This is a genomic window from Paenibacillus sp. JT22N12 (assembly GCF_056269365.1).
Genome location: NZ_JBWDNU010000006.1, coordinates 119,885 through 133,469 on the forward strand (window position 1 = coordinate 119,885; position 13,585 = coordinate 133,469).

General features: G+C 51.9%; 11 protein-coding genes. 4 read left to right on the plus strand and 7 right to left on the minus strand.

Annotated elements, in window-relative coordinates; all coding sequences use genetic code 11:
* Nucleotides 1-305: 305 nt before the first annotated feature.
* From phnE (AC0YOA_RS22005) to AC0YOA_RS22035, 7 genes are all read right to left on the minus strand, one after another.
* Nucleotides 306-1,112 (minus strand): phosphonate ABC transporter, permease protein PhnE, encoded by an 807-nt coding sequence (phnE, locus tag AC0YOA_RS22005; RefSeq protein WP_475788428.1) that lies wholly within the window; start codon nt 1,110-1,112, stop codon nt 306-308.
* Nucleotides 1,109-1,924: a phosphonate ABC transporter, permease protein PhnE gene (gene phnE, locus AC0YOA_RS22010; protein ID WP_475788429.1), complete on the minus strand. Its 816-nt coding sequence runs from the start codon at nt 1,922-1,924 to the stop codon at nt 1,109-1,111. Before phnE (AC0YOA_RS22010) ends, phnE (AC0YOA_RS22005) begins: the two co-directional genes overlap by 4 nt.
* A complete protein-coding gene (phnC, locus tag AC0YOA_RS22015) occupies nt 1,921-2,694 on the minus strand; it encodes a phosphonate ABC transporter ATP-binding protein (protein WP_475788430.1) in 774 nt (257 codons plus the stop codon). The genes phnE (AC0YOA_RS22010) and phnC overlap by 4 nt, the downstream gene beginning before the upstream one ends.
* Before the next feature lie 126 nt (nt 2,695-2,820).
* Nucleotides 2,821-3,816 carry a phosphate/phosphite/phosphonate ABC transporter substrate-binding protein gene (locus AC0YOA_RS22020; RefSeq protein WP_475788693.1) on the minus strand — a complete coding sequence of 332 codons (996 nt, stop codon included), beginning with the start codon at nt 3,814-3,816 and terminating at the stop codon, nt 2,821-2,823.
* A gap of 298 nt (nt 3,817-4,114) precedes the next feature.
* Nucleotides 4,115-4,876: an IucA/IucC family C-terminal-domain containing protein gene (locus AC0YOA_RS22025; RefSeq protein WP_475788431.1), complete on the minus strand. Its 762-nt coding sequence runs from the start codon at nt 4,874-4,876 to the stop codon at nt 4,115-4,117.
* 36 nt (nt 4,877-4,912) lie between these two features.
* Nucleotides 4,913-5,926: an ABC transporter substrate-binding protein gene (locus AC0YOA_RS22030; RefSeq protein ID WP_475788432.1), complete on the minus strand. Its 1,014-nt coding sequence runs from the start codon at nt 5,924-5,926 to the stop codon at nt 4,913-4,915.
* 311 nt (nt 5,927-6,237) lie between these two features.
* Nucleotides 6,238-8,034: an ABC transporter substrate-binding protein gene (locus tag AC0YOA_RS22035; RefSeq protein ID WP_475788433.1), complete on the minus strand. Its 1,797-nt coding sequence runs from the start codon at nt 8,032-8,034 to the stop codon at nt 6,238-6,240.
* A 244-nt stretch (nt 8,035-8,278) separates the two neighbouring features.
* On the opposite strand from AC0YOA_RS22035, the gene AC0YOA_RS22040 reads away from it, so the two are divergent.
* From AC0YOA_RS22040 to AC0YOA_RS22055, 4 genes are all read left to right on the plus strand, one after another.
* Nucleotides 8,279-9,253 carry an SDR family NAD(P)-dependent oxidoreductase gene (locus AC0YOA_RS22040; RefSeq protein WP_475788434.1) on the plus strand — a complete coding sequence of 325 codons (975 nt, stop codon included), beginning with the start codon at nt 8,279-8,281 and terminating at the stop codon, nt 9,251-9,253.
* Nucleotides 9,254-9,464: 211 nt separating this feature from the next.
* Nucleotides 9,465-9,896 carry a GtrA family protein gene (locus tag AC0YOA_RS22045; RefSeq protein ID WP_475788435.1) on the plus strand — a complete coding sequence of 144 codons (432 nt, stop codon included), beginning with the start codon at nt 9,465-9,467 and terminating at the stop codon, nt 9,894-9,896.
* A 278-nt stretch (nt 9,897-10,174) separates the two neighbouring features.
* Entirely contained in the window at nt 10,175-11,764 is a 1,590-nt protein-coding gene (locus AC0YOA_RS22050; protein WP_475788436.1) for an extracellular solute-binding protein, read from the plus strand.
* On the plus strand, nt 11,757-13,541 hold the full coding sequence (locus tag AC0YOA_RS22055) for a cache domain-containing sensor histidine kinase (protein WP_475788437.1): 1,785 nt from the start codon (nt 11,757-11,759) through the stop codon (nt 13,539-13,541). Before AC0YOA_RS22050 ends, AC0YOA_RS22055 begins: the two co-directional genes overlap by 8 nt.
* The last annotated feature ends 44 nt before the right edge of the window (nt 13,542-13,585 follow it).

Sequence of the window (13,585 nt, forward strand, 5' to 3'; positions counted from 1 at the left end):
AGACGCCGAGTTCGGTGGGAACGTGCCATGAGGCATGAGTGCCATTCGATGCGGTATAGAGAATGCGCACCATTATTCAATGCCGAATGCGGCGAGAGCAAGCCATGAGGTAAATTAAAGCGCACCTCAATGGCCGAGTGCTTCGGGTACAGCCATGTTGTGTGGAAAGCACATCTCATTCAACGCCGAATACAACGGGAGCACGCCATGAAGGTACACAACAAACCATATTGCGAGCTTCACAGACCCGGCGCAACTAAAGAAACCGTCCGTTCCGCAGCAGGCGGAACGGACGGTTTCTTCTCCTAGACCAGTCTCTTCCGGATTGCCCCGGAGAGATAGTCGATGATCGTGATCATGATTACGATGCCAAGCAGAATGATGCCGACGCGGTCCCAATTGCGCGTACTGAGTGCAAAGATAAGCGGCGTTCCGATGCCGCCGGCACCTATAACTCCCAAAATCGTGGCAGAGCGCAAATTGATCTCGAACCGGTACAGCGTATAGGACAGGAAGCCCGGAAGTACCTGCGGAATGACCGCGAACCATAGCAGCTGGAGCCGATTGGCGCCTGTCGCAATCAGTGCTTCCACCGGACCGCGGTCGATACTTTCGATCTCGTCGGCGAACAGCTTGCCCAGCATCCCGATTGAATGCAAGCCAAGCGCCAGAGCGCCTGCGAAGGAGCCGGGTCCGACCGCCTTGATGAACAGGATCGCCATGACAATCTCGGGAAAGGTCCGGATGAAGCTGAGAAGGATTTTCCCCGTGCCGGATACCGTCTTGTATTGGCTCATATTGGCAGCCGCCCAGAATGCAAACGGGATGCAGATCACGGTGGAGATAAAAGTGCCCAGGACGGATATCGCGAGCGTATCCAGCAGACCGCGCAGCAGATCCTCGCCATCGGGCAAGTAGACGAAGTCCCAGTCCGGCGAGAATATGCCGGTCGTGATCGACTTCGTAATCTGCCAGGCCGTCTCCTTGATCCCCGTGAACGGAATACCGGCGAAAGCCCATATATAGACGGCCGCAAGCGCCGCATAGATAAGCCAGCGATATCGGCTGCGCCGCGGTTTGCGGAGTCGTTGTGCTTCTGTTTTCGTCGTCATAGCAGCTTCTCCCTCAGCTTGGTGCTCGCATAATCAATCAGCAGCACGACAGCCAATGTGAAAAGAATAATAACGCAAGTCTTGTCATATTCCAGGAAGCCGAGCGTTACATCGTAGAAATGGCCGATCCCTCCGGCACCGACGAGCCCAAGCACCGCAGCAGCCCGAACGTTAATCTCGAAGGTATACAGCGTAAACGAGACAAAATGCGCCTGAATCTGCGGCACGACGCTGTACATGATACGCTGCGAGCGGTTAGCGCCAACGGCGGTCATCGCTTCCAGCGGTCCGCGGTCGATTCCTTCGAGCGCCTCATAGGTCAGCTTGGCGATCAGGCCCAGCGAGAAAACGGCGAGAGCCAGGATGCCCGGCACGGGACCGATGCCGAAAATGGCAACGAAGATCGCCGCAAGCAGCAAATCCGGGATGGTGCGGACCAGATTAAGCAGGAAGCGGATCGGGTAGAAGAGCCACCCGGTTCCGGCGATATTGCTTGCGCACAGCAGGGCGACAGGAACGGCCAGCATGGCGCCTATCGTCGTGCCGATAACCGCCATGCGTATCGTCTCCAGCATGGCAGCCACAATATTATCGAAATACGACCATCTCGGCGGAAACATTTCGCGAAGCAGATCCAGCATATTCGGCAGGCCTTTGACAAGCTCGCCAATCGTCGCTTCGGTCCTCGCGGCGCTTCCCCACAACGCCGCGAGCACGACTGCCGCCGTCAAGTAATGCTTGTATCTTCGGGGCGGCTTCGGACGCTCTGCACGGGGTTGTGCGCTTGCTTTCACATTCGCCTGCAGGCTCATACGACAAGCTCCCCGAGCAGCTCGTCCGTCATAATCGGTCTGCCGTAAATTGCGGCGAACCTTTCATCCGTCGCTTCCGATACGGGCCCGTCGAAGACGACTTCGCCTGCCCGGAGCCCGACAATCCGCGTCGCGTATTCCCGGGCCAGATCAATAAAGTGAAGGTTGACGATCGTCGTAATGCCAAGCTCCTGATTGATTTTTTTCAAATCGTCCATGACCTGCTTCGTCGTCAGCGGGTCGAGGGAGGCAACAGGCTCATCGGCCAAAATAATTTTCGCTTCCTGCGCAAGGACACGGGCAATCGCAACGCGCTGCTGCTGTCCCCCTGACAGCTCGTCCGCCCGGGAATAAGCCTTCTCCGCAATATTGACTCTCTCCAGCGCCTTGAAAGCCAGGTTGACGTCATGCTCGGGGAAGCGGCCAAGAATGGTCCGCAGCGTGGAATGGTAGCCGACCCGCCCGGCCAGCACGTTGCGGAGGACGGTCGAGCGCTTGACCAGATTAAAGCTCTGGAATATCATGCCGATATCGCGGCGGATCATCCGCAGCTGCTTGCCGCTCGCCTGCGTGATCGAACTGCCGTCGATCAGGATGTCGCCTTCGGAAATATCGTGCAGCCGGTTGATCGAGCGGAGAAGGGTGGATTTGCCTGCCCCGGACAGCCCGACAACCGCGACGAACTCGCCTTTGCCGAAGGTCAGATTGATGCCGTTAAGTCCCTTTGTCGCGTTCGGATATGCCTTGTATACGTTGCGCAGCTCAATCATGCTTAAGTTCCTTCCTTTTCGTTAGGGAGTCGTAACAATGGGACAAGCCAGCACGCGCGCCGTAAGCGAACGTACTGGCTTGTCCAGCCGGGTGCAAAACCGGCTTACCGCAGGAAGCGGGAGAGCTTACTCGGTTTTCACCTTTTCCCCATATTGGCGGACAATCTCGAAGACACTGTCGTCGGATTTGACATAGCCTTCGTGCGTATAGATCTCCTTAATGATGTTGTGGCCTTCCGGATCGGTGCCGATATCGATGAACGCCTGCTGAATTTTCGCCGTCCAGTCCGGGTTCATATCGGAGCGGACCGTTACGGTGTCGTTCGGTATCGGCTCGGTGAAAGCCAGGACGCGGGTATCCTTGAATACATCCGGATAGTCCTTCAACACGGTATTGCGCGCATCCTGAAAAATAGCGGCAGCGTCGACATCCCCGTTCAGCAAAGCAATTACGCCCTGGTCATGGCCTTTCACCGTAACCGGCGTTACGTCGCTCAGCGGATCGATGCCGTTATCCATCAGCTTGCCTGCCGGCCACACGTAACCGGCCGACGAAGTGACATCCTGATAGGCGATACGTTTGCCCTTCAGATCCTTTACTTCTTTGATATCAGAATCCGCCTTGACGATAAGCATCGATTTGTAGAAATCAACCAGTTCGGCCGTCGGAGCGCCGGTGTTGTCGTCAACGCCGAAACGCTGCGCCTGCAAAATAATATTGGCCGCCCCTTTGTCTTTGGCAATGACGTATGCGGTAGGGGGGAGGAAGCCTACGTCTACCTGCTTGGAAGCCATGGCCTCAATAATCGTGTTGTAGTTGGTGGACACACTCACTTTTACCGGGATGCCCAATTTGTCGCCCAGCAGCTTCTCCAACGGTTTCGCCTTCGCCTCCAGCGTATCGGCGTTCTGCGAAGGAACGAATTGAACGGTCAGCGTTTCGGGAACATAGCCTTCGGCTGACTTGCTTGCTTCAGTCGTATCGGCAGGGGCAGAAGTCTCTTCGTTCGTCGCCGCAGGCACTGCGGAGTTGCCGCCATTATTGCCTGCGGTGCCGTTGTTGGCGCCGCAGGCGCTAATCAATAACGCGGACAGCAGCAGCGGAATAGCAAGAACATGCATTTTTCTCAATTCAAACCCTCCAGATATTTACTTATTTCTTACACTTGTCTACTATAAAATACTTTTATTAACTGTTGGTAATCGCTAGAAGAAGGGTTTGTAAATGTTGGAAAATAACCGGGGGACTATTGCCAAGAGGAAAGGGGAGGGGGAGGGCTGGATGCAATCAGACCAAATCCGCAGCTATAGCCGGGATGCACGGCTGACCGACTGCAAGCAAAAGCGCCGCCCGGTGAACCGGACGGCGCTGATTTTATAATGCATATGCTGTTAAGTGATGAACAAATACTTGCATCCGTTAGTTTTTCACCTTCGGACAGTTAGAGCAGTATTCTTCGACACTGGAGACCTCATAGTAGAAGCAGCAGGTTTTGCGGACCCGCATAGACGTATCAGTGACAGTCGAGCAAACCGGTTTGCCATAAAAGGGGCTCAGCGGATTTTGTTTTTCCCCGAACAGGGCGCCAGGAGCCTGATGAATCAGGTATTGAAAGTCTTCCCGGCCGCGGGCTTGCTCCTGCTGATCCCCGCTTGCGCGGATTCGTTTCTCATAGAGCGAAAACACACGAACCGCGGCATTCTCCCATAAAATCGGTTTGGGCACATTGGCCACGCCAGACATGACCTGTATGAGTTTGCCCAGATTACCGGCGAAATAACTTTGAATTACCGTATCGCGCCAAGCATGCCGTTCGCTTGCTTCGGGCATCGCCGCATCGACATCGTCAAGACTGACAAGCTCCAGCCAGGAGAGGCCAGGGGTCGATTCGAGCAAGCAGTTCCCGGCCGATAAATCCAGCCCCCTGTTGTACGCGGACATGGCGTACAGCAGCGGAGCGGCGGTTAAGAAGGCATATCTTTTCATAAACTGTGAAGCTGTAATCATCCGCGAGGGGGACTGCAGCTGCACAGACAATAGATCCAGATAATCGGAGCAGCTCGCTGAATCAAGCAAGCCCAACACTCTCACCGAATTTCTATGACGGGTCGAGGCATGCTCACACATGCCAAAATGTCCGCTCAAGTAATTCCATTCCTCCTGCGTGAGCCGGGACTGCATGTTCATTCCCCCTTCGGATTCCGGGCTCAAACGGACTTAGTTAAGCGCATCAGCAATCTGATCGACAACCAAGTTGATGGCAATAGGGCCATAATAACCGATCCACTGCGCCGTATTCTCCACATAGACGCGGCTTGCCGTCACTGCGCTCAGACTTTTCCAGATTGAGGTGTTTTGAAATTCAGCCGTCAGTTCCGTATTCGTGTCGTCCTGAAGCAGGAACATGTGATCGGCAGCGAGCTCCGGCAGGACTTCAAGCGAAATCATCGTGCTTGTATCTGTGCTGTTGACTGCCATTTTGGGAGGAGTCAGGCCCAGGTCATCGTATAAAATTTGTGCGGTTCGATGCGATGTCGTATGGAGACGAATCATTTTATCCCTGGGCCGGATCAGAGCGACCGTTTGGTCTTTCAATTTGTCGGCCAATACGGTCTTCAGGTCACTCACTTTCTGTTTGTAATCATCAACCAGCTTCTGCGCCTCTTCCGGCTGATGCAAAATTTGCCCGAATTTCAACAGCACGGTCCGCCAATCCTCATTGCGCTCCAGCACAAGCGTCGGTGCGATTTTCTGCAAATCGTCGTAAATCTTGTCATGGAACTCCGTGGCGATAATAAGATCCGGCTGGAGTCCGATAATTGCTTCCAGATTCGGTTCCACATATGTTCCGACCAACGTGACATTGTTCATCTTTTCGCCCAAATATTCAGGGAGCGCATTGTCGGTTTCGGCCACTACGCTGCCCAGCGGCTGCTTGCCCAGTGCCAGCATTTGATCCGCATACTGGACGTCCAGCACGACGATTTTCTCCGGTACCTTATCGAGTGTGATCCCGCCCCGAAGACCCTGAATGGTCACCGGTTCCGCGGGTGCGGGCTCCGCTGGGGCGTTGGTATTGCCAGCCCCGTCAGTATTGGCTTGCTTTTGATTCGCCGCAGCTTCTCCAGTATTATTGCCGCCTTGATTGGTACTGCTCGAGCACGCCCCCAGGAACATAACCAAAGCTGCCAACAAGCTAATGGTCCATACAAAATTGATTTTTCGATACATACAACAAGCCCCTCCGGTTTCTAATTGATAATGATTTTCAACATCACTTACAACACTATAACGACTCAGGCTGTCCTCAGCAATGGATGCTTGCGACAACCGCAATGGATTATGGCGACATGAGAAGTTGCGGTTGTCGCCGTACTCCGACAGGGCGGCAAGTTCCTTAGACCCGTGAAATTTAATCAAAGTATGAGGGAGAGTTAACCTTTCTTCTATTACAAAAAAACACTGTTGAGGATCGGAGGATCCGGATTCAACAGTGTTTGTATAAGAAGCGAATTGACGCATCGCCCGTTATAGCATGCGCTTTACGACAAAACAGGATGTTTTGCATTGAGGAACACTTCCGCCACCTGGTCCACCACCCGATTCATCGCAATAGGGCCGTAATAGGCAATCCACATGCTCACTTTGGCGTGATAAACGTGATGCTGCTGCACGGCCCGCAGACTTTTCCAGGTAGTCGTATTCTGAATCTCATCCGACCATGTTTGAAATTTGTTGTCGGTCAAAACAAAATAATGGTCGGCGTCCAACTCCGGCAGCCCCTCCAACGAAATCATGGAGCTGGTCCGTTTGCGCTGTACGGCTTGCTTCGGCGGATGCAGCCCCAGATCGCTGTATAAAATCGCCGCCGTACGGTGAGCGCTCGTATGCAGTCTTATATTGTTATCCCGCGGCCGGATTACGGTTACCGACTGTCCATGCAGCTTCGCTGCCAGAACCGATTTCAGCCTGCCGACTTTATGTTTGTACTGCTCCAGAACCTGCTCCGCCTCCAGTTCCTTGCCCGTAATACGCCCGATGATTCGCAAGGTTTCTCTCCAGTCGCGGTTCCGCTCAAACATGATGGTCGGCGCTATTTGCGCGAGGCTTGCATAAATATTCCTCTGAAACTCGGTGCAAATGATCAGATCGGGGGCTAAAGCACGGAGTGCTTCCATATCGGGTTCATCCTTCGTCCCCAAGGTCCTGAGCGCGTGCTGCTTGCCGATCAGATACTCGGGAAAGCTGCTTGGATCCCCGCTTACCATGACGCTACCGGCCGGCTGTTCTCCCAATGCCAGCATATGGTCCATAAACTGGGGATCCAGCACGGCAATTTTCCCAGGCTGCCGCTGAAGCGCAAGCTCGCCTTTAAGATGAATGACCGTACGCAATGAGCGGCGGATCGCAGTATTCAGCGGATCTGTCCATGCCTTCTTTCCATTGCGGTCTGCCGCCGAATGAAGCTTGATCACTGCATTTTTATCCGGTTCATCTTCTCTGGACTGCAGCATCCAATCCCGATAAGTGCTTGGTGAAACGCCCGTAGAACGTTTAAATAACCGGCTGAAATAGTAGCTGTCCACATAACCGACCGCTTCGGCGATATCCTTGAGCCCTGCATTCGTATCCAGGAGCAGTTCCTTGGCCTTGTCCATGCGCACCTGCAGCAGATAGTCAATTGGCCCAAGCGCCAGCCGTTTTTTGAACAGCCGCTGAATCGTCCGGGAGCTGCAATTCAAGAGCGCCGCAAGTGTGTCTGCTGTGATCGGCTGGGCATAGTTATTATCCATGTATCTTGCTGCCTGCAGCACCAAATCCGGTGCAGCCCGCTCCAGTCCATCGTGCTGCAATTGCTCCATCAGCTCGCAAACGAACTGATAAAATAACGATTTCACCTGCAGCTTCGCCATCGCTCCAGGCTGGTCCCATTCCTGCTCCATGCGGGACAAGACAGCGAGCAGGGGGGCGGCGTGACTGACCGCAAAACCATATTGGATATCAAATGGTTCCGTGCGGTCCAGCAGCTGAAGCAGATCCTGACTGCATGGCAGCGGCAGAGCGGCTTTATACTGAATCATATAATATTCCAAATGTTCGGCGATATCCGTAATAGCCAGAACTGTGTCTTTGCCGGCGTGGCAAACATATCCGTTCTCCACAAGCTGCTCCTCTCCGTTCAGCAGCAGCCGGGCACGGCCTTGTATCGTGTAAAGCAAAGTGCTCGCCGGGAGCCGGGATGCGTACAGCTGTCCGCCAATCGGCAGCTCGGCACGCTTCACCTCCATTATTTTCAGCGCTGCATGGTTCCAAAGTAAAAGATGGTCTTCCACAATCATAATAGGCTATCAACTCCTGAAGAGGGGATGGAGGATAAATAATAATGATAATCAATATCACTACTATTATACAATAAACGGATGAGATAGGGGTAAAGAAAGTATTCACATCAACGATCTAATGGACGAAAATCTTTGACAAAAAAACTCTATTTTAGTGATTGACCAATCAATAACCGAATGATATGATGAATTCAAGTTAGTGATTGACCAATAACTAAACCATAGAAAAGAGGAAATTAAAATGGAAAAAGCAATAGTAATTGGCGCAACGGGCGGGACGGGAGCAGCGATTACGGAGGAGCTGGTCAAACGGGGGATACAAACGATTGCCTTTGGGCGTTCACGCGAGAAATTGGTACGTTTTGCCGATAAGCTTGGCAATCCCGCGCACTTGACGCTCGCCGTAGGGGATGCAATGCGCCCTGACGATATTGCAGCTCAAGCCGACGGCGCGGACGTATTGTTCCATTGCGCGAACGTTCCTTATCACGAGATGGCAAGCAAGCTGATTCCGCTGGGCGAATCGGTGATGGAGGCGGCAGAGAGGCTTGCGGTTAAAGTGGTCGCGATTGACGGAATCTATCCTTATGGAAGAAAACAGATGGATCTTGTGACAGAAGAGCATCCCAAGCAGCCGCATACGAAAAAAGGAAAAGTCCGCCTGGACTATGAACGGATGCTGTTTAGCAAGCGGTGGAGCAGGTCCAAGGTCATGATTGTCCGCCTGCCTGATTATTATGGACCTACAGCTAACGAGGCCTCGTATCTGGGTTCAACCCTAGAGGCCATCGCTGCCGGCAAAATGTCTTTTTTCGTCGGCAACATGCGTGTTCCACGCGAATTCATCTACTTGCCGGATGCTGCCGCCATGATTGCCGAGCTGGCGGACAAAGATTTTGCTTACGGGCAGAACTGGAATATACCGGGAGCCGGGCTCATATCGGGACGAGAGATCGTACGGATTGCGCAGGCGGCAAGCGGCCGTGCTAAACCGGTCATTCCTCTGAGAAAATTAGGTTTATCGCTGCTGGGCATGGGCGTACCCGTCATGAAAGAAGTCGTGGAGATGCTTTATTTAACCGAAGAGCCGCTGACGCTGAGCGGAGACAAATTCAAACGGTTAGTCGGGCCCATCACCGCGACGCCGTTCCAGGAAGGCTTGACCACGACAATAAAGGCCTTGCAGGGGAACCAATCATCCCTTGCAAATTTGTAATTGATTAACCAATTACAATAAAGGCGATTCCATCAAGCGGGAGGAAGGCGGGGCAATGTGAAGAGCGGGATTCGCCTTTACACATAGCCGGGATCTCGTATAGGATAAGGATAGAGAGCCTCCGCCTTGAAACGGGATAAGACGCTTCTCATCCATTATTCGGCTTCTTTATTAAAAGGTGCTGAAAATACGAGATGTAAGGAAGTTTCAAATGACACTTTCCAAGGCGCAGGAGGCCGTCCATCAATTTACCAGGTTTGGTATTATCGGGGTTTGCAACGGGGCACTCGACTTGCTTGCATTAAATCTGCTGCTGTGGATATGGCATGGACACACGGTGCTGGAGCTCACGCTCATCAATACCTTTGCTTATGGACTGGCCGTTCTGAACAGTTATTACTGGAATTCACGAATAACCTTCAAGAATGAAGCCTCATACTCAACGAAGGAAAAAATAAAATTTTTCGCCCAGGCTGCTGTGAGCCTGGTCATCAGCAATCTCGTATTTGTGATATCTGCCCGATTGCTGGGGCATTATGCTATTCCCTTGTGGATCATCGACAATACATCGAAGGGATTGTCCATGGTTCTGTCTTCAACCTGCAGCTTCTTTTTTATGAGATACCTGGTATATAAGCAATAACAGAACGCTATAAATGAATGTGTACTCAAGCGGAATACCGCTTGAGTTTTTTTGTTTTGGTTAACAAAAACATGCTGGATAACGGCTGCTTCAAAGCAGTAACATCCGCCGCTTTCGATGTCAGGATATCTGCCATGAAAAGCCTGGAAGGACAGGCATTTATGAACGAAAGAAGGGGATATTTTCCTTTTGTCGAATTATCGTTGGGAAAGATGCTGCCGTTGACCCTTGTTCAGAACCGCTGTCTGTATCCTATTAATTGGAAGGAGTGAAGAACCATGATGGAAGATAAGACTCGAGCAAGCGCCTCTGCGACAAAGTTAAGGAGATGGGTGATCAGGACCGTCCAGCGGAAAATCTTATTGTCTTCAATGCTCGCAGCCGCTGTGTGTTATATGTGCACCGGCTGTGAATTATCCGGCCAGACCGGAATGAATAAGCCTGCTGCTCAAGACGAATCTGCTATATCCATTGTCATCAGCAGCCTCGGCATGACCTTTCCCGATGGAATGGATGAGAACGACAATCCATATTTGAGCTATATCGAGACCAAGAATGATTTGGATATCAAGGTAACCACACCTCCTCCGGAAGTCTATGAGGAGAAGCTGGATGTCATTATGTCGTCAGGCAATTTGCCGGATTTGCTCCATACCTACGATCCTGTCTGGTTTAATCATTATGCCAAGCAGGGAAGCTTTATCCCCCTCGACGGGCTGATTGATCAATACGGGCCCAATCTCAAGAAGAAAATTAAGGATGAGGTATGGGACAGAGTGCGATACAACGGGAAAATCTATGCCATCCCCAGCTTGAACGAGGTCATTGGCAATGAGATTATGTACGCCCGCAAGGATTGGCTCGATCGGGTGGGGATGAAGCCGCCTGTCACACTGGAGGAATATTACAACGTTATTAGAGCATTCACCAGGGATGATCCCGATGGCAACGGCAAAGCAGATACAGTGGGACTGACCCTGATGACCGACATGAGCCGGTCTGCCCCTTTCTTCGGGGCATTCGGCACGCAGCTGGACTCCTGGTTCGAGAGGGATGGCCAGCTCGTGAATGGCAGCATTATGCCGGAAACCCGGAAAGCGCTTGCCTTTCTCGCCCGATTGTACCAGGAGGGGCTGCTCGATCGCGAATTCCCCTTAAATTTGCATAACAACTTGTATGAGAAGGTAGAAAGCGGCAAGGTTGGGCTGTTCTCGGCGACCTGGTACGACACCCGCGGTCCGATTGCAGCCAATATGAAAAAAGATCCGGATGCGGAGTGGATTGCCCTGGATTATCCTACAGGTGTCCATGGAGAGAAGGGAATAAAAAATCAGGATAATATACGCGGATACAACGTCATCCCTGTGGGGACGAAACATCCGGAGCTGGTCATCAGGATGCTTGACTTTATCGCAGGCGACTACAAGAACCTGAAGCTGGGATTTGAGAATCAGATCTGGACGATGGAGAACGGGCGGATGGTAACGGATTTTGCCATGCATGACAAGCATCTGTACAGAGGCATCTATCAGTCATTAGTAGACGTGCCGGATCCTGAATTATTCAAGGAAAGGCTCGACTCGCTTGGCGATTTTCATCTGTATGACAATCTGCAGACGATTGAACAGAATCTCATCGTAAATGAATTTTACGGCATCCCCACACCGGCCATGAGCCAATACGACAAACAGCTGGGCGATCTGCAGGAGGGATTAATCAAAATCATTATGGGGATTCAGCCCCTGGAAGCGTTTGACTCATTTGTGGAGCAGTGGAAGCAGCAGGGAGGGGACGAGATAACCAAAGAGGTGAATGAATGGTACAGGAAACAAAGGGATGGCGAAAGGGGCAGGGAATGGGATGAATAAAATGCTGCGCTGGATCGCAGAACGTTATTCCAGAAATATACAGACTCGTCTTACCGGCTATTTTCTTCTTATCCTGCTTCCGCTGGTTGTTGTCAGTTTGTTTGCCATCGAGAAGTCCCGGGACATTCTCTACGAGCAAGCTGTTGAGCGAACGCAGGTCGCATTGTCCTCCACGATGGATTATATTGATCTCGCCTTGCAAAATGTAGAGGAGATATCCAGCGTTATTGCTGCCGATCCCAGCATTATCGAACTGTTGAACAAGAATGACTCCAATCTGTCGCCGGAATCGATCCTCGACTTCTCGCTTATTCTCAAGCAGCTATCCAATTTGATTTCCGTCAATCGATTTGTCTCGGAAATTTCGATCTATCACCAGGCTTCCCATATGCTCATCTCTACTAATTTCGGAGGCCGCCGGATATTGTCGGAGCCTCAGCAGGAATGGCTGGTCGAGGCTTCCCGTAGCAACGGGACGGGACTTCGCTATATGCTGGCAGATGCGCATGTTGCGGAGGGGATGACGCTTGGCAGCTTGTTGAATGCCGATAGTCTATTTCTTGTCCGTTCCATGGACTTGTACAATTCGGACCGCAAATCCAATCTCTTGATTGTGACCTTTAACAAGAACAAGCTGCTGAGCGCCATCAAGACGCTGCTTCCGACGGCAAGCACCCGGATTGATTTGCAGAATGAGAGGGGCGAGGTGGTAGCGGGCACCAGCAGTTCAGAGAACATGAAGGAACAGCATATTTTGGACAACGAAATGGCCGTTACGATTGATTCTGAGTATTCACTCTGGCAGCTTACCCTGGTTCAGCCCAAGAAAGAATTGTATGAGGAGACCGACCAGCTGCGTATGTTTACCTATACGATTATTGTAATCAGTATCCTTCTGGCTGTTGGCATATCGTGGGTGGTGTACAGCGGCATCGCCTCCCCCGTACACAGGCTGGCCCGCGGAATGAAGCAGCTTGGCAACGGCAAGCTGGATATCAGGCTGGAGAACAAACGGAAGGATGAATTCGGATTTCTGATCGATTCGTTTAATCAGATGACGATTTACCAGAAGCATCTCATCGAAGATCATTACGAGCAGCAGCTGCGGTTAACCACTACAGAGCTCAAATTTTTGCAATCTCAGATCAACCCGCATTTTTTATATAATACGCTGGATTCCATCTATTGGATGGCCAAAAACTACGATGCGGAGGAAATAAGCGAGATGGTCATGAACCTGTCCAGGTTCTTCCGCCTGAGCTTGAATAAGGGCAAAGAAGTGTTCACTATCGAGGAAAGCCTGGTCCATCTCCATTATTACATCCGGATCCAGCAGCTGCGTTTTCTGGACAATTTCACGGTGGAATACCATATTGCGGAAGAGTGCAAAGCCGCACTGATTCTGAAGCTGATGCTTCAGCCGCTGGTGGAGAACGCCATACTGCACGGCATGGAGGGCAGATCCGGCGGAGGGCTGCTCAGCATCAGCAGCTGGGTGGATGACAAGCCGTTCTTAAACATCAGCATCCAAGATAATGGCTCCGGCATAGAGGGCAAGCGGCTTCACTACATTCAGAACGAATTGAAGCAGATGGGGCTGCGCAGCTTTCCCTCCCTGTCTCAGGATGAGGGAAACGTGAAGGATCTGTTCGGCCTGCGTAATGTGTATACCAGAATGCAGCTCTATTATGGCAAGCAGTCGGCAATGACGATCCGCAGTATTCAGGGAGAAGGGACAACTGTCACCCTCTCGATCCCCCTGGACCGCTGCAGGTAGATCTTCCGGCTTAAGCCCTGCTGCCACAAACAAACGGAAGGGGA